We start from the raw sequence: 21,252 nt of genomic DNA, 5'->3' as shown, positions 1-21,252 counted from the left end.
CCATTTAGAAGTAGAGTCCTGAGGCTTTTATAGCCGGTTTGTGAACTGGAATCAATGAACAAAAATCTTCTCTCTTTTCTCCATTGGGGACTCCTATAAATTCTATAGGTGTTTTGTAGCCTAGGCTGGAATGTGGTCTGACGTAGTTATAATCTTGCCTCCAGTCATGGATAATATCCTTGGCTTGTTGGAGGGTTTGGAACCAATGTTCGTTGAGACACTCATCCCGTATTTTTCCATTGAGGCTTTCTGTAAAGCCATTCTCAGAAGGTTTTCCAGGGGTGATATAGTGCCACTCTATACGATGCTTTGTTGCCCACTCTAAAACAGCCTTACTCGTAAGTTCGGTTCCATTGTCACTTACAATCACATTAGGTTTTCCATAGATCTCTATCAATAGACTCCCTGCAAATACGAAAGATGGGCGATGAAGACAGTTTAAAATCTCATCCCATGTCGCCCTCTCGTAGGCGGGGGCCCAGCGTTTGGGAAAGATCATTGAGGTTGGCAATGTACGTTAATTTGGCTCATAGACCCCCCCACCTGCTCATACCCATAGGAGGCATACGTCTGTACCTCCCCAGACGCCTCCTTCAGCGTAAAGGTCAGATGCCCCTCGCTGAGAGCCTGCCCCACCGTCATCTGTTCAAGGGGCAACACGCCTTGGGGGAAAACCCACTTTTTATGATCATACGTAAAAGGAGTGGGCGGAAATCCCCCACTGGTGTGGAAAAAAGAGCTTCGATAGAGCTTCAAGGCCGTCACCATCTGCCCGTCGCTGCGGTCCACCCCCGCGAAGGCATACACCTGCTCCACCTCCCGCACGTCACCGTGGGGAGGGGCATACCCGCCATAGGGATAGAGGGGGTAGGTTTCACGCCCAAAACCGATGACCTCCGTCCATTCATCCCGATCCTGCCGCCTGAGATGGGTCTCCAAACGCAGCGCATCAGCCCGTCCTGCAAAGGGCTTTTGGAACACCACTTGACCCAGTACCAACTGGATGAGCGCTGCCACTCCGTGCCCTTCGTAAAAAGGTCGATTCACCTCTTCGACGTCTACATACATCCCCCGCTGCAGATACACAAAATCCACCGCCCGCACCTTGCATAAGGGCTTGAGATTCTCTGACCCGTCAGAAAGCACATTCCCCGGTTGATAGAGCGGTGTGATCCCTGCTGATTTCCCATTCACCCCCCGCTCTAAAGGGACCGCCCCCTCGTAAAAATGCAGACGCATGTCGAGCCGTAACGTGAGGTGCGGGGGCGCCTCTAAAATCTGAACGTCATGCCCCTGGGCAAACCCCTCTTCTTCCATTTCGAGCACGGCGCGGCGCGTAAAAGCCTCTCCCGTGAGGGGGGCTACATATCCAGGATGATACGGTTTCTCTCTGTAAGATTTCATTTTTACTCCTTGTTTTTACTGTATTAAAATGCGTGAACGGAAGAGAATTTCTTGGGCGGCTTTTGGGGGGTGATTCATTGAATACCCCTCTGAAATAAAAAGGTTTTTTTTTGAAAAAACAGGTGATATACTAAAGACAGTAAACATAAATAAAAAATAAAATAATTTGGGAGAGAGTCAACTTCTAGATAGAAGACCCTCTAAAATATAGAAAAGGTTCCATAAAAATCCTCCAGGGGGTCGTTAAGGAACCTTATTTTATTGTTTAGTTTTACGTGTTCATTACGCAATAATTATTTTTTACTTCTTTTTACTTGTCGTTTCCACACCATTCTACTGCCGCCCTCGCACAGGCGTGCCCGCCCCCGTCACTCTCGAGAAAATTCATAAGAATTTTTAAAGAAGTTGTTCAGCTTTATCTATTACAGCAAAAAAGATAGATTGCTTTGTCGGGCCTCATGGCCCTCCGCGCAATGACGGAAAGGAGAAGCAGGGAAGAATTGATCAGAAAGAGAAATCTCTCTCCTCATAAAAATCTTCCTTCATCTTGGTTGACTCAATACGTATCGCGTATTATTATCGGGCATAATGATCAAAAGCTTTAAAGATAAGGATGCAGAAATACTCTTCCAAGGAGTAAGCGTGAAGCCTTATAAGTCCTTCGAGCGTCAAGCTTTAAGACGCCTCTCTTATCTGCATGCAGCTGTTCGTTTAGAAGATTTAGTCCTTCCACCGAGCAACCGATTAGAAAAACTCACGGGAAATAGAAAAGAAAGCTATAGCCTGCGTATCAATAAACAGTGGCGTGTTTGTTTTAAGTGGCGCGAAGGGCATGCGGAAGACGTGGAAATTGTTGATTATCATAAATGATAAAAAAGGAGATTTTAAAATGGCAAAAAAACTAGCCCCAGTCCACCCTGGAGAGATTCTTCTCGAAGATTTCATGGAACCTCTTGGATTGTCCTGTGCGGAGCTCGCGCGCAAGCTGGATGTTCCCACTAACCGCATTTCTCAAGTTCTTCAAAAGAAAAGAAATGTGAGTGTGGATACCGCCCTAAGACTTGAGTGTTTTTTTGGTGTCTCGGCAGATACATGGCTAAACTTACAACAACACTATGACTTACAAATAGGGAAAAACACCCTTTGGACACAGATTAAAAAAGTTGTTAAGCCTAACGAAACAGCAGCTTAGAGAAAGTAAGGCTGGATCAGCTATATGATTAAGGAGCTAACCCAGTTAATTGTCTGTCCAATAATGTTTCTTTCCCGCTCTCTTATTAGCTCTCTCTCGAGCGCGAAGAAGGTCCTGATCCACGTCAAAAGCCCGAGCCTTCACCTCTGCCCCGCTCTGCGCTGAGCTGTTTAATTCTTCTAGGAACTGACGCTCCTTTTCCCGAAGGCTGGCTTCTTTTTTCCGCTGCCAGGAAGACTTCCACAACGTTTTATTAGCTTTCAGCTTTTTGAGATTTTGTACGTGTCTTTCAGTCTCAACCCACTCAGAGGGAAGCAAAAAATTGGTGTAGAGTGTTCGTCTCGAATCTATATCAAAACGAACGAGCGTCTTGTGGCTGAGACAGTATGTGGCACACTCTGCCTTTGGATTTTGCCAGCTGACACAGTTTGCGCGGCAAAAACGATGCCGACAGTTCCCCGCCGCCGCCCCACACTCAGCCTTAAGTTCCTTTTTAAACCCTTCCACGGTCGTACACTTGCGACTGTCATGTGTTTTACAGTGCCAAGCACTCGAGTCAATCCCGCGCATCATCTTCGCCGTGGATTCTTGAGATAAGAAAAATGAAAGGGATAGAAAAATAACGGATAAAAGTCTTTTCATGGGGAACGCTCCTCTGTAAATCATCACTTTTTTTATATAATCTGTCATCAGTTTATTGTCTTTTTACGGCTTGCACAAGGGAAATCAGGGGGTAAGCTTTTTTCCCATGGCATCTTTCCAAAAAATATCTTAGAATTATTCTTATGACTTACTCATTGCACCCCCGAAAAAAGGACAGCAAAAAGTTTACACGCGGGTTTCTCGCCCTCTTGGTTCTTTGTCTTGGTGCCCTTGTGGGGGCCGGCAGTTATTTTATGCGCCATGCACCCTTTTCAGTCTCCGTCTCCTTTCATAGCCAAAGCCCTGAGAAAAGAAAATTGAGGACTGAAGCTGAAGAGCACAATCATCCGACAATCCTTCACAACGGAATCCTAGATAAAATTTCGACGAACCTTAAAAAGATATTTTTATTTGAAAAACTTAAATATCACGTCTCAACGGGTAAGAATTTTTCCGCTGAACTTGAGAACCTCGAACGTCTTGTTGGCTCCGATCTTTCTCACGCGCAATTTGAAGTTCTGAGACAAAATACGGAGGGTATCCCCTCTCTCCCCGCTCTGGAGAGATCTGTCCGACTCTGCCTCCTGCACAAATCAAAAATTCAAGTGATTGAGCAAAAGATCGTGTCCTTTTTTAAACTTTCAAAAACAACACCCTCCCAAGAAAAAGAACACGTGGACACCGTATGCACCCTCATTCGGGAAGACCATATAAGGGAAGCGATCGCCTTTGCGGACAAGACCTTCTCAGGGCATTCAGATTGCTTCAAAGCGCTCAAAAATCGCCTTGACGCCGAGCGCGCGCTTAAGACCCTAGATCAGATTATCTTTGACGGATTAAAGCTGTAGCGGCTGTTTTTATCCCTGTACAGCAATGATGGAAAGAGGGGATGTAAAAATCTTTCACAGAATCTCCGCTGCCCATTCATGACTCAACTCTTCTGCACTTTTGAGATCCTTCAGCTCGATCCTCAATCGCGTCGGAATTTTGTCCAAGGCTCGATGGGCGGCCATCAAGCTGGGAAAATCTCTTCTCTCCAGGCGTTGGTTTTGCGTCTCCGCCCCACCGGTCAGCTGCAGAGAAGTGACTAGATCTGCCGCGGTCACAGCCCGGGGATCTAGAATGCCTTCCGCCTTCTTGAGGGATTGCAATCCTTTCAGTTTCCACGCTCGCATTAGATGCATCGTCACCCCAAGGGTCACCTCAGCCCAGCGCTCGCCCGTATCCCCCTCTGCCACCAGCCGATAGTGAAGCACATCTCCCGTCACCGATCCCCCTGGCAACCGTGGATCCGTGAGCCGGACCTGTTGATTCCCGCGTAACAGCCGACCCGCGGCAAAGGGAAGATGACACCGCACCTCCAGCTCTCTCGCCGCCATGACCCCATAAGCCTCTGCCCGCCGCATCACATGATGAATCACGGCGCGCCCCCGCTCTGTCTCGAAAAAACTCCAGCGGCTGGGGTCCTCGAGCGCAGTGGGCCACGTCCCTTGTACCTCCCAGAATTCTGTCTGAAAAGTAGTGTCACTTACATGAACTTTGATGGCCCGATACACTGTGTCCTCATGCCGCACCAAAGTTTTGATAGGATACACTTGATGAGGTTTCCAGGAGGCGATGGGCTGAGCACCACAGATATCCTGCAACCGCACAGACAACTCTAACACGTCACCCGTTTTTCCACAGGGCACCTCTATGTGTACCGTTTCTTTGCGTTTTTGCCGGTAATGCCACTGGAGTGTCAAAACCGGCTGCAGCCAGCTACGCGCCAAGGTTTGGACACGTCCCCGCACCGTAAAGGCAGCGCTTTTTAGGGGATACACCTCGAGCCCACCCGTCTCGGGGGGCACCACCACCGTGAGGCGACTTTCCAAAATCTCATAACCCGTCCGCAGCAGGGGATACACCTTGCGCCACCATCGTTTTTGCAAATCGTCAGGGGTAAGGCTGCTGAGGTATCCGCGCGTACCAGCCTGTTGAATAAGGGGGCCCAAGTCCACCACGCCATCATACCTCTGCACCCACTCGGCCGTCAGAGAAAACCGCACCGCCGCCAGAGGTCGTCCTCCCTGGTGCATCTGAAGACTCTCCGCAAAAAAGGTGGGGCCGAGATCCACCGTCTCTCGATGTTGACCTAATTCCGTGAGTATAACGTCGCCCGTTAGGCGATCCCAATGGGGCACGGCAGAGAGAGATTCTAACACTTCCTCCACCGCCTCTTGATCTTCTTCCGCCACCAATAAAGGTTCAAATTCCTGTTGTTTTTTTGTGCTCAACAGCCGTTCCAATTGGGACGGCTTGTCAGCCCTCCCCGCCTCGAGTACCAACAACAAGAAATCTTCCCTTTTTTCCGCTGGGGTCATCACTAAAATGCCATCAAATAAAAGATGTGCATGGCCTGCCTCGTCTTGCTGCCACAAAATCCCCCGTTGGCCTTGCCTTTGGGGGGTGTGGATCGCAAGGGCCACCGTGAGCCGCAACAAGGGCACGGCGCCCTCTTGGTGATCAACCTCGAAGTGCAAAATGGATTCGTCCATCCGTGCGTGCCGACCAGCATCAAAGATTTCTGGGGTGTTCACCCACGCAAAATAAAATGTCATGAAAGTCTCCCTTGTCTGTTGTCGAAAATTTGAATGCTTCTTTCTTCCTGTCTCCCCCGCGGAGATGACTGCACTTCTTCGCCATCCCCGTATCTTTGTCATCCCCGTATCTTTGTCATCCCCGTGAAGACGGGGATCCAGTCTTTCTTACATCCAGTATTTAAGCTGAAGTTTTCCTGGGCCCCCGCGTGCCATCGAGGGCGACAGGAAAAAACGTAATGACGAGGAGCAACACAGTGGCGATGGATCAAACAAAAAGAGGGGGGTGGGGTTGCCAGCCCAGTAGGACTCTGGTACGCTTGAAGGATATAACTTACAAGGAGGCTTCCGTGTTCAACAAAATTTCTGTTACTTTGTGTATTTGTTTTTTGGCTTTAACTGCCCTTAGTCTACGGCTTTCCGCTTCTCCCTTCAGCCATACTGCAAAACCATATGGGAAGGTTAACGAAGGCACAACCGTGTCTGAGCTCATCTCTATTTTGGCAGAGCAAACCGGCCTTAAATCCTCAAAAATCAGGATCGCAGTTTCTGGAGAAGGGGATTTGTCAAAAAACAAAATGCTAGAATCTCTCCATAAAAACGATCAATTCAGAGTTTTGCCGTAAGACCACGCTTTTTTCGTCACCCCCGCCCATGCAGGCATGAGACGGGGAAAGACGAGTCTAAAATCAGGAGAATTGACACGATGAAATACATACTGGTTCTTGTGGGATTATTTTTCCTAAATACCGCCCTTTCCCCTCTTGCGGTTGCCGCAGAGGATGACCCCATGATGGAATCCGATAACGATGATGGGAGAGAGGACACGAACTCCGACACAGAAGACCCAAACGAAGAGGGGGTGGGGTCTGACGCCACCGTGGGGGATGAGTAGGATTTTCCTTTAAAACCCCCCGAGACTTTCTGGGTCAAGCGGTTATACGTCAGATGATAACTGAGACATATGTGTGTTATTCTTCGTGTTATCATCCTTGTAATTATGGCACACAATTCCAGATTTTCAAGGATGAATTTAAGGTAAGGCCTCCTCTGGAGACTCAAGACGCCATCGGCAGTGGGTCTTTTTTCGACCGGCGCATTTCTGAGTACGAAAGGTACAAGGTGCTGGCAATAATCACGGCGGCACCCAGATAAACGATCAGGCTGGGCAGTTCGTTAAAGAACATATACCCAAAGAGGGAGGCAAAGACGAGTTCCGTATATCGGAAGGGCACCAGCGATGACGCGTCCGTCGCCGCAAACGCTCGAAACAAACACACTTGAATCAAGTTCGCGCCCGCCCCCAAACAGAAGAGCCAAAACAATTCGACAAGGGTCGGCGTTTGCCACACATAGAGGGCTGGAATAAAGGCCGCAAGCGTTGTCCCCAACGCAAAATAAAACAACAACGTGGTGGTGCTTTCTTTCACCACCATTTTCTTGGCCAGCATATCGAGCATGGCAAACAAAAAGGCTGCGCCCATGGGCAACAGCGACACCATTTTAAAAGACAGGGTCCCTGGTTGGATTACGATCAAAATCCCAATAAATCCACAGATACCTGCAATCCATCGATTAAACGTGACTTTTTCCTTCAGCAGCAGCAGCGCAATGGGCATGAAAAAGAGGGGTTGGGTAAACGAAAAAACCGTAACTTCCGCCAACGGCAAGTAAATCAAGCTAAAAACGAACAACGCAATGGCCGCCGCGCCAATCACCGCCCGCCACACGTGCAAATCAGCCCGTTCTGTTTTAAAGGCCTTCCATCCCTGAGGAATCATGAAAGGCAGCACGGTGATCATACTAAAGAAAAAACGGAAAAAAGAAATCTCCATCCCATTCAACCGCGTCCCCACAAACTTGGTGATCACGTCATTAGAAACGCTGACGAGCGCTGTAAGAATGGCCCAGAAAACCCCTTGCCTGTATCCCGCGGACAGGAACCAATTTGATGGTGCATGTGTCATGAATTTGACTGTAATGGGGAGCTCCGCTCCTGTCAACACCCATCCTTTCTAAACCTCTTCCATCCCGAGATGCCACTCTTGCCCCCCGTCCCATTCCCGTGCTTTCAATTTAATCTCCCCCACACGGGTGATCAAAACGGGGCAATAACTCAGATACAACGGAAGCGAGAGGGGAGGTGTCACCGCCACCTCGGAAGGGGAGTTCATGGTAAACGCCACCGCCTGCCGATTTTCGTCCATCACCAGCACCGTCCCCACCACAGCAGGGCGGGAGAGTATCGTCCGCTCCCCCGTCGCTTCTTGCCACAACCGTTGGATACAGTGCACGGTCACTTGATCCCCTCGTTTGAGGGCATCCAAGCCCGGGGTCCCATTGCCCGTGCCCGAGCACACGGTGCGGTACTTCATCCTCCCCGGCACGCCCGTATAAATAAGCTCACCATTCACCGTGCGGTGAAGGCCCCCCAGCGGCATCGCTTCCAGGGTTTGTGTACACTGGTCCAGCATCACGGGCGGCATGCCAGCTCCCTGAATTTTAAGAAGCGTTTGTGTCATGGCCGCTCCCTCCACCATCTGGGCAACCGGTACCACCGCCGCAAGGCAGGAGAGATCGCACCCCAGTACGTCTGAAATGTGATTATTTTTCTCATGGATATTCCTTGTCTGTTAAAAATTATCGTCGCACTACAAATCGCAGCGTTACACTTCCCTCTCGCCACGGATTCTTAGCGCTCGACTGCTGGGCGGAAAATCGCCTCTCTGTTACATCAAACCACGCTTGACCCTCAGGGAGGTCCAGTTTTTTCCCGTCAAAAAAGATACTGAGCGCGCCCACGATCTCCGCCACTTCAGCGAGGCCCTCATAGGCACTCCACACGCGAACCGTCATCTCACCTCGGGTTTGAAAGTGGGGCGGGGGCAGGGAGTTCCCCCGCTCCAACGCCATGAGCTCCAGCACCGCATAGGGGGGCATCACCCCTTGGGGGACATAGTGGAAAATTTTGAGCGTCCCTTCCCTCCCCGACAACGCCTGGTAAACGGCCCCCATCACGCCATAGTCACTTTTCATGATACCTCCTCTTGCTCAGTCAAAACCATTTGCCATTCCTCCCCCGCAAGGCACGTCATAGCGGAGAGGGGGGTCAACACCCCCTTCTCCCACCGCAGCCGATAAATCGGCGGCAGCACCTGCTCTTGCCGGATCCATACCCAATATCGCGCGGCAAAGTGCGGGCGTTCTCCTTGCCACCGCTCGGTCACGCTTCCCGGTTTTTGGGCCTCAATTTTGACCCACAAGGACTCCACCGGTCGCCACTCGGAGGTGAGTCCCCCTTCTCCATCGGATTCCTGAAAGAGTTGCTCTAAGAACACCAGTTCCGTCAGCGCGTCGCAGCCTTGTTTTTTCTGTGTCATAGCATATCTCCCATCAACCGATAGGGCGCCAAGAAAGGCGTCACGCTGCGGATCAAGCGAGCCTCCAGCACATTGCGGTTTTGGTACATCTCCACCACCATATGCAAGATGGCCTGACGGATGGGCGCCGGCACATTTACGGCTCGATCGCCATATCCCACGTCGTAGGTGACACGCACCCCCCAGCCGTTTCGGTCATCCACCACCAGCAACGCGGGGTCTCGATGATGATTCACATGGTACCCGTGGTACGAAACGGGCAACGTCTCGCCCTCTTCCGTGATGATCTCTACTTCCACCACTTTCTGCACGGGACCACGGGGTAGAAAGAGGGCATACCGGTCTCCTGATGCCCACACGCGCTGCAGTCCTGCTTTCTTGCTGTGATTGGGGCGGAACGGCAGTACCGAGACCAAGCGTTGCGTAATAAATTTACGACGCGTATATGTCTCAGCAATTTGCCGAGCCGTGGTGATCAGGTGGGGCATAAGCTCATCGTCGTGGGTATGATTTATTCTTAAAAACGTTTTCGCCTTTAGAAGGGAAACGGGTTCTGTCTTTGGGTGGTCTAATACGGATGTTTTCATTGAGTCTCTCCTGTTATAGCCGATCCCTTATAAATTGATCATGCGTTACTCCTCACTCACGTAGGTTGACTACGCTTCGCTGCGTCGTGCCTATGCTCAATTTAAATGGCTCTAGCTATATGTTGGTTAAAAAAAAGAGAGGCTGAATGCCTCTCTTTTGGGTCTTGATTAAAAAAGATGGGGTTGGATTAGGCTTCGAACTTCAATACCTTAATGGCATCAAAATCGATCACGTCTCCGCCCACGCGTTTGGTGATGTAAAACTCCACATAGGGCTTGGCACTATAGGGATCCCTCAAAACGTTGATCTGAGGTTTTTCCACAATCTGATAGCCCTCCTTAAAGTTTCCAAAGGCGAGGGAGCAGCTAGCTATTCCCGGCAAAAGCGCCGGCATTTCATCCAGCACATACACGGAATACCCAAGCAACGTGGGCAGAGGTTTTTCCCCCAGCGCCGGTTGCCACAAGTATTGCCCCGTCTCGGATTCTTTCAGTTTGCGCACCGCGGCTTGTGCCGAGCGCGACATGATCCAGACAGCTTCTGATTGGTACTCGGTTTTGAGCGAAGCCACCATATCCACCAGCACATCGGCGCCATCGTCTCCGAAGGCCCCATTTTCTCCAGTTTTGTGGTGCTGCAGTCGCCCGAAAGTGGCTTCGTCTCCCATCTCATAGCTGAGGAACCCCCGGGGCTTCCCGTCACCATTGCCCAAGATAAAGGCTTCATTTTCGATACGAGTCATCTTGTCGGTCACCTTACGCACGAGCCAATCCTCGATGTTAATGGCTCCATCATCCAATAGTTTCTGGGTAGCCTTTGGTTTGGCATAGAGTTCCTGCAGTGTAATGCGGATTTTTTCTAAAATAGGAGGCGCAGTTTCAGGTCGTGCTTCCATTTCCGAGACCCATCCCACCGCCGGCAAGTCACGATCCACAATCACGTCCACACTGCCCCCCGAAACACTCATCTGCCGCGCCACAGACCGGAACGAGTTGCCTGACTGAAGGTCTTTCGAGATGCGTTCTTGGATGACCTCCGGCATGAGGTACGACCCGGGCGTCTCCCCCGTGCTGAGCGCCTTTACATCCCAATCGGTATGTCCTCTCACATACGCCTCGAAGGCTTTTGTCGCACTGCCTTGGGGCAGCGTTGATTTGAGAGACACCTCTGGACGCCGATCGGCGGTCATCTGTTTACGAAAGAGCGGCAGATCGGACAGTTTGTGTTCCAGCTTCTCCAAGCGCCCTTGTTGGGTGGATTGAAACTGTTGGAATCCTTTTTCCAACGCGTCGATGTTTGTCGATAGTTTTTCTAGTGTCATGGATATTGTCCTTTCATATTGATGGATAAAAAAAAGGCCAGAAAATCTGGCCCGTGATTTTCCCTATTCGGGAAAGGTGTTATTCATTTTTCTGCCGTCCCCCACTCCCGTCATCGCGAGGAGGCTTGAAAAGCTGATCACACGCGATCCAGCTTTTATAGACAGTAATCCTGACGGATTTCTTCGCAGTGACGGGAAATGGATTCCCGCAAGCGCTGCACTTTTTCCAAAAGATCCGCACACAAATCTTGGTTCTTCACCGTCAGAACCCGGGCATTCCCATTCGCCGGAAACGTCACCAGTGAAATTTCATAAAGGCGCACTTTTTCCAACAACCTCCCCCCGGAAAGCCGGCGGGATTTTTCCACCTGAAACCCGATGGAGAGACCATTCAAAACCCCCTCGCACAGCAGCACAAAAGCCTCGCGCGCCTTTTCAATTTCCAAAAACAGTCGCCCTTCCACATAAAGACCTTCCTCTGTTTCCTCTATTTTCTCCCACCGACCGATGGGATGCGCTGGGTCATGCTGCCACAACATTTTGGGCCATTCTTCCCCTTTGAGCGTCTCTGTAAAGGCACCCTTAGCCACTATATCTTTGTGGAGATCTAGGCACTCATAAACGCTCGCATATCCCGAAAACCATCCGGCGTCTGTGGTGGATTTTAGAGTCAGTTTTTTATCTTGTTGAATCATTGTGTTTCCTTTCTATGTTTTCTAAATTGTTTCCGTCTAGAAGGGGCGAATACCCCAGGGCAGATCGCTTCTCATTCACCGTTAAGAAGGTGGCATCTTGAATACGGTTCCACAGCCGTTCACGCCGGCATCCCAAAGCGGGAATCTGATCTGCATCATAAGCAAAGGCTAACTGCTCACCGTACGCCGGCACAATCCACCGGTTCATTTCCTCCATCACCATGTGGAGGAGGGGCAAGACGGTGTCTTCCCACAAATGAAATCGAGCCTCACGATAGTTCGAAAACGTACTATCTCCCGGCACCCCCACCAACATGGAGGGCACCCCAAAGGCCTGGGCAATTTCGCGGGTGGAAATATGTTTGCCCGCCATGAAATCCAAGTCCTTGGGGGTGAGGCCCATCTCGCACCATTTCATGCCGCCTTCCAGCACCAAAATCTGCCCGCTATTCTCGGAGCCTTGATAGAGATTTCGCACCGTTTCTTTGAGCTGCATCCGTTGTTCATCCGTCAAACCCTCATTCCCTGGCATCACCAAGGCACCAGAAGGTCGTCCCCCATTGCGCAGCAAAGAAAGATTATGACTCCCCACCGCATTATGTTGATCAATAGCTGCCGCTGCCGCCTGAATGGGGCTCAGGCCATACCAATCATTGCTGGGATGGAATAACTTGAGGTGCAGAATGGCACATGCCCCCGTCTCGGGATCTACCGGGTAATAGGATTTTTTGCCTTCCACCTGATACACATATCCCCGCGGCAGAGTACCGTCCCCCGCCATAATCTGCACCCGATCGGGCCTTAAAAGAAAAAGCTCACGAGGGACACCTTCCTCCCCCACAGCTTGCACATACACATTGCCGTCGAGCAGCAAATAACTGGCCAGAGATTCTAGAAACGTGGTGCGCGTTTGCAAGGGGTTGGGGTTTTCTATGAGGTCCGCCAAAACGTGCCGCTCTACCTCGCGATCTCCCTCGTATAAAATCCAAGGAGGCATGGCCAAATTTTTGGCAATGAGGTTGATGCATCTGTAAACAATCACATTGCGCTCGTACCCTTCCTCTGCCAATCGAGTGTAGGTGCGCGAGGCCCCCATGGGTCGGCCTCCCTGCACCCACGCGAGGTCTTTCGCAGAGGGTTTCTCTTTTCTCCATCCCATCAACGTTTTCCAGTTCAACATTCAAGTCTCCTTTCTTTACACATAAAAAAACCCTCGGTGAGGAGGGTTTGAGGGGTGATCTTTTTTTCTGTCAGTCAGTTTAAGCGTCTTCCAAGAATCGGATTCTTTTCGATCCCGGCCAGATCAGTGCTGCCCCCAAGATCAGAAAAGCAGTCATTACAAAAGATAAGTTCAAAAACGTGTGGTTATTAAAGAGCGTCATGACAAAACAAGCCAGCGTACCAATGGCGCTTACCAACAAAGAGAAAACGGCGGTTCGATTCACCATGGTCACCGTGCTGGCTTCAATGGCCAGGCGATTCAAAGAGCCAAAAGCCATGGACGCCCCCAGCGAAATCACCATAACGGCGGCCGTTATCAACACCCAATGGGTGCTCATCATGAGACTCATCCACACGAACAACCCAGCGCCACTTAGGGTAACAAGGATGGACAATCGCACAAGTTCGGACACAGGACGCTTTTTAATAAGAATTTTGGCAATCTGCGCCCCCACCCCAAAACAGCCAAAAACAAAAAGTTGCATCCAGCCAAAAACGGTGGGACTTAACTTGAGCCCCTCAATAATCACAAAAGGCCCCTCCACAATCCAAATGAAGAACGAGCTGAGGATAAAACAAAACCCCAAAGCGTATTTCAAGAAAGAGCTGTTCCTCATCAAAGATTTATAATCTTCTATCACGCCTTTGATGCGGATTTTTCGTCTCGAACCTCCTTTAGGCATAGTGAAATAAAGACCAACAACCCCCAAAGCGCCCCATCCAGCGAGCACAAAGAAAATGACCCGCCAAGAATAAAACTCTATCACCCAAGCTCCCAAGATGGGTCCCACAGCGGGGGCTAAAATAATAATGGACGCCATGATGGATAGCAATTGGACAGTGCGACGGCTGTCATAAAATTCGTGAATAGCCGCATAGCCTGCCACCGTCACTGTTCCCACCACAGACCCCTGGAAGAATCGCGCCACCAAAAGCATTTCGATGGAGTCTGCCATAGCACAAAAACAGGTGCTGACAAAAAACAGAACGGCCCCCCACACCAAGATGAGTCGACGACCAAACCGGTCAGAGAGAGGCCCCAAGAAAATCTGCAAACTGCAGGTGCCCATAAACCACAACGACAGAGTATATTGGACCATGTCTTGGGAAGTACCGAGATCCCGCGCGATTCTCGGCAGGCTTGGCAAATACATATCATTTGCCAAATAAAGAACCGCTTCATAAAACACAAGCGCATAGGGAAATATAAGTTTTTGCCCATTTTTCATGCGTCACACTAACCTGTAAAGAACCATCTCTCCCTTGTACATAAAACAAGAGTAAGCTGGTATACTAAAAAAAGCTATTAAGAAAGATCTTTTTGATTAAGAAGAATAGATTATGTCGACCCTTCTAAAATAATTTTTTAAATAAGTCAAGAAAAAGTTCGTGGGTCAGTTCTAAAACAGGTCCCTTCGATTCCAGCACAATTGATGAACAATACAAATCGTACTATAGTCCACACAAAATTAAGGAGCAACATAATATGACAATGGATCTCTCGTATAAGACCTACATAGAAACTCTCAAAAAGGAGATCTCTCAAGCACGAATAAAAGCGAATCTTTCTGTCAACAAAGAGCTCGTTCTTCTTTATTGGAAGATAGGGAATCAAATTCTAGAAATGCAGCAGAAAGAAGGGTGGGGAGCAAAAATACTCGAACAAGTTTCCCAAGATTTAAGAAAGGAGTTTCCTGAGATGAAAGGTCTTTCTCTCACTAACCTAAATATATGAGAGCTTTTGCAGACAGATGGAAAGATTTTCAAATTGTGCAAGCACCCCTTGCACAAATTACGTGGTATCATAATCTGGCTTTATTAGAAAAAACTAAGGACGAAGAACAACTGTGGTATGCTCACAAAACCATAGAAAACGGTTGGTCTCGCAATGTTTTAGTCCATCAAATAGAAAGCGGATTGTATGAACGACAGGGAAAAGCCATCACAAATTTTAAAGAGGCCCTTCCCTCCCCCCAATCAGACCTATCTCACGAGTTAATAAAAAGCCCCTATAATTTAGAGTTTTTAAATATCGAGGACAACATCAAGGAACGATCTCTCGAAAAAGCTCTCACAGATAATATAAAAGATTTTCTCTTAGAACTCGGAAAAGGTTTTGCCTTTGTAGGAAATCAATACCATTTAGAATTAGAAGGAGAAGACTATTTTTTAGACCTACTCTTCTACCATATCAAACTACGCTGTTTTGTCATTATCGAGCTAAAGGCAGGAAAATTTCTACCAGAGCATGCGGGGAAAATGAATTTTTATTTAAACCTTGTGGACAACACACTACGTCATCCAACCGATAGCCCAAGCATCGAGATTATCCTGTGTAGGGACAAACGAAATGTTACGGTCAAATATTCTTTAGATGGGATAAAGAGACCTTTGGGAGTGTCGGAATATAAACTCAATAAAGAGTTGGAACAAAAACTCAAAGAAGCTCTGCCAGATGAAGAAGAATTTAAGGAAGAATTGGAAGAGAATTTAGAGAATAACAAATAACATGCTAGTTAAAAAAAAATAAAAATCTTATAGAAAGAAAATGTTGGATTTGCAGGACAAATACGGCTAATTGTCGTGAACGTAAATGTGAATGAAGAGTCTTACATAATTCTTCAAAATAATTTGAACAATCCGATCAACTATATGATCCTTTCTCAATTAATTAGAGAGGATAAATAGAAGACGACAGTGTCTCAGTTTGTGATGGAAGAAAATGAGACACTATCAAGAAAAACAAAAAAGAGGGGCGATGCCCTCTTTTTTATTTCAGACGAAAAAAGGACTTTAGTCCTCTTTTGCCGCCTTCGTTTTCTTAGCAGGCGCCTTCTTAACGGCAGATTTCTTTGCCTTCGGTTCAGCGGCTTCTGTGCCTTCTTCAGCTTTTTGGCTAGCTTTCTGGATTTTTCCGAGATCGAAGGCTGCCCCTAGAATGTCTCCTAGAGAAGCCCCACTGTCAGACGATCCATATTCTGCCATGGCAGCACGCTCTTCGGTCACTTCCCGGGCCTTAATGGAAAGAGTAACCTTTCTTGATTTCGCATCCACACTCATTACCTGAGCATCGATTCTCTCACCGATGGCAAACCGTTCCGGACGTTGTTCAGAACGATCTTTGGCCAAATCAACCTTACGAATAAAGCTGGTTGCCCCTTTTTCTGTGACAACATCTAAGCCGCGATCAGAAATGTTGGTGATGGTGCACGTCACCACTTCGCCCATTTTCACATCTGCCGAGGCGTCAACGAAAGGATCTTTCTGTAGCTGTTTGATCCCAAGGCTAATGCGTTCCTTCTCAGCAGAGACATCTAGAACCTTGACCTTGATTTTTTGACCCTTGGTAAATTGAGTCACTGCCTCTTCCGTTGGTTTGTCCCAAGAAAGGTCAGAGATGTGAACCATGCCATCAATATCTCCGTCAAGCCCTACGAACAAGCCAAACTCGGTGAAGTTTTTGACTTCCCCTTCGATAATGCTACCCTCTGGGTACTTCTCAGCAAAGCTCTCCCATGGGTTTTGGGTGCATTGCTTTAGTCCAAGACTAATACGACGCTTGTCTCTATCAACTTCTAAGATGCGTACTTTAACTTTGTCACCAATGGACACAACTTTACTGGGATGAACGTTTTTCTTTGTCCAGCTTAACTCTGTATTATAAATTAAGCCTTCAATCCCTGATTCCAATCCCACAAACGCCCCATAATCTGCGATGTTAGAGATGATACCATCCACTTCCATACCAGCATGATATTTATTTTCGATGGATTTCCAAGGATCATCTTGAAGTTGTTTTACCCCGAGGGAAATACGGTTATTTTCATTAATTTTAATAACCATAACCTTTACAATGTCCCCCACTTGGAAAACGTCTGACGGATGATTGACCCGAGACCAAGAAATATCTGTCACGTGAAGCAATCCATCTACCCCCCCGAGGTCGATAAACGCTCCATAATCCGTGATGTTTTTCACAGCGCCTTCGAGGATGCTGCCTTCTTGGATGGTTGACATGAGTTCTTTGCGTGTTTCCACCATGGATTCTTCCAAAATGGCACGGCGGGAGACAACGATGTTACCCCGCAAGCGATCCATCTTTAAAATAACAAAAGGTTGCTCAATGTTCATTAAAGAGTTTGTGTCTTTAATAGGGCGCACATCAATTTGGCTTCCTGGTAAAAAGGCCGTAGCACCGGAGAGATCCACGGTGAATCCCCCTTTCACGCGACTGGTGATCACCCCTGTCACATGCTCGCCTTTTTTATGCATCACTTCGAGTTCTTCCCAGGCGGCTTCCCGACGGGCTTTGTCACGACTGAGAACGATTTCTCCTTCCCGATTTTCCATGCGCTCGACGAAAACATCGATCACATCTCCGATTTTTAGATCGGCTCCCCGTGACGATCCAAACTCACGCGTTGGAATGCGTCCCTCTGATTTTAATCCCACATCAATCACAAAGGCATCCTTATCTTGTCCGATGATGGTCCCCTTGACGACGGTTCCTTCGACCCGACACTGAGCCTTAAAGGATTCGTCTAAAAGTTCTAAAAAGTTTTCCGCGTATGAATTTTTTGTCATATAAATAACCTTGATTTTCTAAAAGATATGATGCTTTGTCGTTTTTTACAGCCGAAGCCTGACGAAAAACATCGCCCACACCTTATAAGATTTTTCTTTATTTTTCAAGAGAATTGTTGTGTTTGGCTTGATTTTTATCAGTGTGCTTCTCGGGGGCTCAGAAGAAACTTCTGCATGATCGATGTAAGAAAGACTTGATTCCCGTCTCCGCGGGAATAACAATAGGGAAGTGCGGAAATGATAAAAAGGAGAAGATCATATGGATATTCCTCAAAAGATGCCCCGTAAGAAGAAGATAAAAAAAGAAAATCTCTTTCCTTCCAAAAAGTGTTGTCATTCTGATAAATCTCTCAAAAACACACAAAACGAAAAAGTTAATTCCCCTGTTATATATACATGCCCCATGCATCCAGAAATACGGCAAGAAGGCCCTGGAAATTGCCCCATCTGTGGAATGAGCTTAGAGCCGGAAAGCCTTTCTCATACAGAAAAAGATGAAAGTGAATTGCACAATATGAAGCTTCGTTTCTGGGTGGCTTCTTTGCTATCTGTTCCTTTATTAATAGGAAATATGGGCCTTCATTTTTTAGGAGAAGCATGGGTTCATACAATAACGTCAAATCCACTTTTTAATTGGATACAATTCATCCTTGCAACACCTGTAGTGTTTTGGTGTGGATGGCCTTTTCTCTCTCGTGCGTGGGAATCTCTTTTAAATAAAAGTCTAAATATGTTTACGCTCATTTCTCTTGGAGTTGGTGTTGCTTATGGATACAGCTCGCTTATAACAATAGCCCCTAATTTTCTGCGCAGCTGGATGAACGTGCCTTATAAATTGGATGTATATTTTGAAGCAGCAGCTGTTATTACGACTTTGGTTTTACTCGGTCAGGTTTTTGAACTTACAGCACGCTCTAAAACGAGTAGTGCAATCCGTCACCTTTTAGAATTAGCGCCTTCTACGGCACGAAAAGTGTATCCGGATGGACGCGAGGAAGATGTCTTCGTATCTTCCATTCATGTTGGGGATATTCTTCGTGTTCGGTCTGGAGAAAGAATACCCGTAGATGGTCTCATTTTGGAGGGAAATAGTAGTATCAATCAATCCATGATAACAGGAGAGGCCATTCCAGTTGAAAAAGGCCCCAAAGACTTTGTCATTGGAGGAACCCTCAATGGGACAGGAAGCTTTACAATGCAAGCTGAAAAAGTAGGAATCAATACCGTTCTTTCCCAAATTATTAATATGGTTGCGATGGCACAAAGAACGCGTGCTCCTATTCAACGATTAGCAGATGTTATCTCCTCTTATTTTGTTCCTGCGGTGATAGGTATTGCTTTTATAACGGCGCTCTCTTGGTATATATGGGGTCCAGACCCTAAAATGGGGCATATGCTCTTAACAAGTACAGCAGTTTTGATTATTGCATGCCCTTGTGCATTAGGGCTTGCAACCCCTATGTCTATTATGGTTGGAACTGGATTAGGGGCACGAGAGGGCGTTTTAATCAAAAATGCCGAAGCTTTAGAAAGTATGGAAAAAGCAGACGTTCTCGTTTTAGATAAGACAGGGACAATTACGGAAGGTAAACCAAGTGTTGAGACTATTATCTCTTTTAATGATTTTACGACACAAGAAATATTGAGCTTTGCTGCAAGCTTGGAACGGGGGAGTGAACATCCTTTGGCTATGTCTACGATTAAGAAAGCCCAAGAAGATAAAATAGAATTATCCCCCTATACTCATTTTCATTATTTAGCTGGAAAAGGAATAACGGGGAAAATAAAAAATCATAAAATAGCTCTTGGAAATATAGAGCTTATGAAAGGCCTTAATATCAACACTAAAACGATCACAGATAAAGTCCATTCCTACCAACAAGAAGGGCACACTGTAACGCTTCTCTCCATAGATAATAAAATTGAGGGGCTCATAACTGTTACAGATCGTATCAAACCTGCTGCGAAAGAAGTGATCGCTCAACTTCAGAAAATGGGATTACAAATTTTTATGCTCACAGGAGACAATCGAACAACAGCTTTATCAGTTGCCCACGTACTAGGAATAACCAATGTAGAGGCCGGCGTATTACCTGCAGATAAATATAAATTTATTCGTTCTCTTCAAAACAAAGGACATAAAGTAGTCATGGTCGGAGATGGGATAAATGACGCTCCAGCTCTCGCACAAGCAGACGTCGGAATAGCCATGGCTACAGGAACCAACATTGCCATAGAAAATGCAAAGATTAGCCTCCTCTCAGGAGATCTAAAGGGCATTATAAAAGCAAGAAATTTAAGTAAATTTACGATGCGAAACATTCGTGAAAACCTTTTCCTTGCTTTTGTTTATAATATCTTATCAGTTCCAATAGCAGCCGGCATATTATATCCTTTCTTTGGGCTCCTTCTAAATCCTATGATTGCAAGTGCCGCTATGGCTTTGAGTTCTGTTTCAGTCATTCTTAATGCACTGAGACTTTCAAAGGCACCCCTTTCTCAAAAGGCTTAATCCTAGTATTTTTTCTCTCTTTATAAAACCTCAATATAACTTTGGCTCTGTTGCAAAAAAAACGCCCCCCTATCCCACTGGCCCAATAAACGACACACACTTTTTGAAAACGTCGTCAATGGAGAGGTGACTTGTGTCCAGAATGAAGGCATCCTCTGCTGGTTTGGTGGGGGCAATCACCCGGGTGGCGTCCCTCAGATCACGCTCTTCAATACCTCTTAATATTTCCTCAAAATCACCTATCAATCCTTGATTTTCTAAATCCTTGAGACGACGCTCAGCCCTGATTTTCGTTGACGCTGTTAGAAAGATTTTTTTATCTGCCTGGGGAAACACCACAGTCCCCATGTCTCTACCATCAAAAATAGCGTTGCCTTTTATCTCAGCAAAGTGCCGTTGCACTTCAAGCAATTTTTCTCTTAAAGGGAGAACCATAGAGATTTTAGATGCTGTTTGAGAGATAGCTTCTGTTCTAAACTCTGTAGCTGGCACCGCTTCTGTTCTCTCTAAATCCGCTGCTGCTTTTAAAATATCGGTTTCATTGTGCGGGTCTCCGCCTTGTTGCAACAAAAGATAAGCCACCCGACGAAAGAGAAGGCCCGTATCCATAGACGCAAACCCGTAATGCTGCGCCAGCAACCGAACAACGGTCCCTTTTCCGACCCCTGAGGGACCATCGATGGTAATGATCATGTGTCTAGTCTCCCAAAAAAAATTGATCTTTTATTTCCATAGATGTTAAACATATTTATAATCTTGAAACAGAGGAAACATCATGACCTATGTGGTAACAGAAAATTGCATCAAATGTAAATACATGGACTGCGTCGAAGTCTGCCCTGTGGATTGTTTCCATGAAGGGGAAAATATGGTGGTGATCGATCCCGCGATCTGTATTGATTGTGGCGTCTGCGAAATGGCCTGCCCCATTAACGCCATTTTGCCTGAAACAACCCCCGGCAGCGAACTATGGGTGGAGCATAACCAAAAATATGCTGCCTTATGGCCCTCTATCACAGTTGCCGGTTTGTCTCCCCTGGACGCCGAAGAATGGGTGGGAAAGCCTAACAAACTAAAGTTCTTTAGCCCAGAGCCCGGCACCCCTTTAAAGAAAAAATAACAAGGGTCTTGTGC

General features: G+C 47.3%; 23 protein-coding genes and 1 pseudogene. 9 read left to right on the top strand and 15 right to left on the bottom strand.

Features of this window, described 5'->3' with window-relative positions; genetic code table 11:
• Nucleotides 1–4: 4 nt before the first annotated feature.
• Nucleotides 5–499, bottom strand: a complete 495-nt coding sequence (locus A2621_02000) for a hypothetical protein (GenBank protein ID OFW89659.1) — start codon at nt 497–499, stop codon at nt 5–7.
• Nucleotides 496–1,404: a hypothetical protein gene (locus tag A2621_01995; protein OFW89658.1), complete on the bottom strand. Its 909-nt coding sequence runs from the start codon at nt 1,402–1,404 to the stop codon at nt 496–498. Before A2621_01995 ends, A2621_02000 begins: the two co-directional genes overlap by 4 nt.
• A gap of 588 nt (nt 1,405–1,992) precedes the next feature.
• Here A2621_01995 and A2621_01990 point away from each other — a divergent pair.
• Together A2621_01990 and A2621_01985 are read left to right on the top strand one after the other, a co-directional pair.
• Complete coding sequence (locus tag A2621_01990; GenBank protein OFW89657.1) at nt 1,993–2,274, top strand: hypothetical protein; 282 nt, start codon at nt 1,993–1,995, stop codon at nt 2,272–2,274.
• A gap of 19 nt (nt 2,275–2,293) precedes the next feature.
• The gene (locus A2621_01985) at nt 2,294–2,596 is read left to right on the top strand and encodes an addiction module antidote protein, HigA family (GenBank protein OFW90117.1); all 303 of its coding nucleotides are present in this window, start codon (nt 2,294–2,296) and stop codon (nt 2,594–2,596) included.
• Nucleotides 2,597–2,641: 45 nt separating this feature from the next.
• On the opposite strand, the gene A2621_01980 is transcribed toward A2621_01985, so the two are convergent.
• On the bottom strand, nt 2,642–3,286 hold the full coding sequence (locus A2621_01980; protein ID OFW89656.1) for a hypothetical protein: 645 nt from the start codon (nt 3,284–3,286) through the stop codon (nt 2,642–2,644).
• 95 nt (nt 3,287–3,381) lie between these two features.
• Here A2621_01980 and A2621_01975 point away from each other — a divergent pair, with 95 nt between their 5' ends.
• The gene (locus tag A2621_01975) at nt 3,382–4,086 is read left to right on the top strand and encodes a hypothetical protein (GenBank protein ID OFW89655.1); all 705 of its coding nucleotides are present in this window, start codon (nt 3,382–3,384) and stop codon (nt 4,084–4,086) included.
• 54 nt (nt 4,087–4,140) lie between these two features.
• Here the strand turns inward: A2621_01975 and A2621_01970 are convergent, their stop codons facing one another.
• Nucleotides 4,141–5,838 (bottom strand): hypothetical protein, encoded by a 1,698-nt coding sequence (locus A2621_01970; GenBank protein OFW89654.1) that lies wholly within the window; start codon nt 5,836–5,838, stop codon nt 4,141–4,143.
• Nucleotides 5,839–5,871: 33 nt separating this feature from the next.
• Here A2621_01970 and A2621_01965 point away from each other — a divergent pair, with 33 nt between their 5' ends.
• The 3 genes from A2621_01965 (at nt 5,872) to A2621_01955 (ending at nt 6,712) form a co-directional block, all read left to right on the top strand.
• Complete coding sequence (locus A2621_01965) at nt 5,872–6,057, top strand: hypothetical protein (protein OFW89653.1); 186 nt, start codon at nt 5,872–5,874, stop codon at nt 6,055–6,057.
• Nucleotides 6,057–6,443, top strand: coding sequence for a hypothetical protein (locus A2621_01960; protein ID OFW89652.1), 387 nt, complete (start codon nt 6,057–6,059; stop codon nt 6,441–6,443). Before A2621_01965 ends, A2621_01960 begins: the two co-directional genes overlap by 1 nt.
• An 80-nt stretch (nt 6,444–6,523) precedes the next feature.
• A complete protein-coding gene (locus A2621_01955) occupies nt 6,524–6,712 on the top strand; it encodes a hypothetical protein (GenBank protein ID OFW89651.1) in 189 nt (62 codons plus the stop codon).
• 163 nt (nt 6,713–6,875) lie between these two features.
• Here A2621_01955 and A2621_01950 read toward each other — a convergent pair whose 3' ends face one another.
• The 9 genes from A2621_01950 to A2621_01910 all read right to left on the bottom strand — a co-directional run bounded on the left by A2621_01950 (nt 6,876) and on the right by A2621_01910 (nt 14,251).
• Nucleotides 6,876–7,784 carry a hypothetical protein gene (locus A2621_01950; GenBank protein OFW90116.1) on the bottom strand — a complete coding sequence of 303 codons (909 nt, stop codon included), beginning with the start codon at nt 7,782–7,784 and terminating at the stop codon, nt 6,876–6,878.
• A 48-nt stretch (nt 7,785–7,832) separates the two neighbouring features.
• Nucleotides 7,833–8,339 carry a hypothetical protein gene (locus tag A2621_01945; GenBank protein ID OFW89650.1) on the bottom strand — a complete coding sequence of 169 codons (507 nt, stop codon included), beginning with the start codon at nt 8,337–8,339 and terminating at the stop codon, nt 7,833–7,835.
• A 118-nt stretch (nt 8,340–8,457) separates the two neighbouring features.
• Nucleotides 8,458–8,853, bottom strand: a complete 396-nt coding sequence (locus tag A2621_01940) for a hypothetical protein (GenBank protein ID OFW89649.1) — start codon at nt 8,851–8,853, stop codon at nt 8,458–8,460.
• Nucleotides 8,850–9,197: a hypothetical protein gene (locus A2621_01935; GenBank protein OFW89648.1), complete on the bottom strand. Its 348-nt coding sequence runs from the start codon at nt 9,195–9,197 to the stop codon at nt 8,850–8,852. The genes A2621_01940 and A2621_01935 overlap by 4 nt, the downstream gene beginning before the upstream one ends.
• Entirely contained in the window at nt 9,194–9,784 is a 591-nt protein-coding gene (locus A2621_01930; protein OFW89647.1) for a hypothetical protein, read from the bottom strand. Before A2621_01930 ends, A2621_01935 begins: the two co-directional genes overlap by 4 nt.
• 188 nt (nt 9,785–9,972) lie before the next feature.
• A complete protein-coding gene (locus tag A2621_01925) occupies nt 9,973–11,106 on the bottom strand; it encodes a hypothetical protein (GenBank protein OFW89646.1) in 1,134 nt (377 codons plus the stop codon).
• A gap of 155 nt (nt 11,107–11,261) precedes the next feature.
• Nucleotides 11,262–11,801: a hypothetical protein gene (locus A2621_01920; GenBank protein ID OFW89645.1), complete on the bottom strand. Its 540-nt coding sequence runs from the start codon at nt 11,799–11,801 to the stop codon at nt 11,262–11,264.
• Nucleotides 11,785–12,981: a phage portal protein gene (locus A2621_01915; GenBank protein OFW89644.1), complete on the bottom strand. Its 1,197-nt coding sequence runs from the start codon at nt 12,979–12,981 to the stop codon at nt 11,785–11,787. Before A2621_01915 ends, A2621_01920 begins: the two co-directional genes overlap by 17 nt.
• Before the next feature lie 79 nt (nt 12,982–13,060).
• A complete protein-coding gene (locus tag A2621_01910) occupies nt 13,061–14,251 on the bottom strand; it encodes a hypothetical protein (protein ID OFW89643.1) in 1,191 nt (396 codons plus the stop codon).
• A gap of 257 nt (nt 14,252–14,508) precedes the next feature.
• Here A2621_01910 and A2621_01905 point away from each other — a divergent pair.
• Nucleotides 14,509–15,530 (top strand): annotated as a pseudogene (locus A2621_01905) (hypothetical protein).
• 285 nt (nt 15,531–15,815) lie between these two features.
• On the opposite strand, the gene A2621_01900 reads toward A2621_01905, so the two are convergent.
• On the bottom strand, nt 15,816–17,606 hold the full coding sequence (locus A2621_01900) for a 30S ribosomal protein S1 (protein OFW89642.1): 1,791 nt from the start codon (nt 17,604–17,606) through the stop codon (nt 15,816–15,818).
• Nucleotides 17,607–17,883: 277 nt separating this feature from the next.
• On the opposite strand from A2621_01900, the gene A2621_01895 reads away from it, so the two are divergent.
• Nucleotides 17,884–20,118, top strand: a complete 2,235-nt coding sequence (locus A2621_01895) for a copper-translocating P-type ATPase (protein ID OFW90115.1) — start codon at nt 17,884–17,886, stop codon at nt 20,116–20,118.
• 69 nt (nt 20,119–20,187) lie between these two features.
• Here A2621_01895 and A2621_01890 read toward each other — a convergent pair whose 3' ends face one another.
• Complete coding sequence (locus A2621_01890) at nt 20,188–20,811, bottom strand: cytidylate kinase (GenBank protein ID OFW89641.1); 624 nt, start codon at nt 20,809–20,811, stop codon at nt 20,188–20,190.
• 82 nt (nt 20,812–20,893) lie between these two features.
• Between A2621_01890 and A2621_01885 the strand changes: the two genes are divergently transcribed.
• The gene (locus A2621_01885) at nt 20,894–21,238 is read left to right on the top strand and encodes a 4Fe-4S ferredoxin (protein ID OFW89640.1); all 345 of its coding nucleotides are present in this window, start codon (nt 20,894–20,896) and stop codon (nt 21,236–21,238) included.
• The last annotated feature ends 14 nt before the right edge of the window (nt 21,239–21,252 follow it).

It is taken from the genome of Alphaproteobacteria bacterium RIFCSPHIGHO2_01_FULL_41_14, from assembly GCA_001767855.1.
Taxonomy (GTDB): domain Bacteria; phylum Pseudomonadota; class Alphaproteobacteria; order UBA7879; family UBA5542; genus 2-01-FULL-41-14.
The sequence above is the reverse complement of the archived record's forward strand: the minus strand, read 5'-3'. Positions and strand labels throughout refer to the sequence as shown.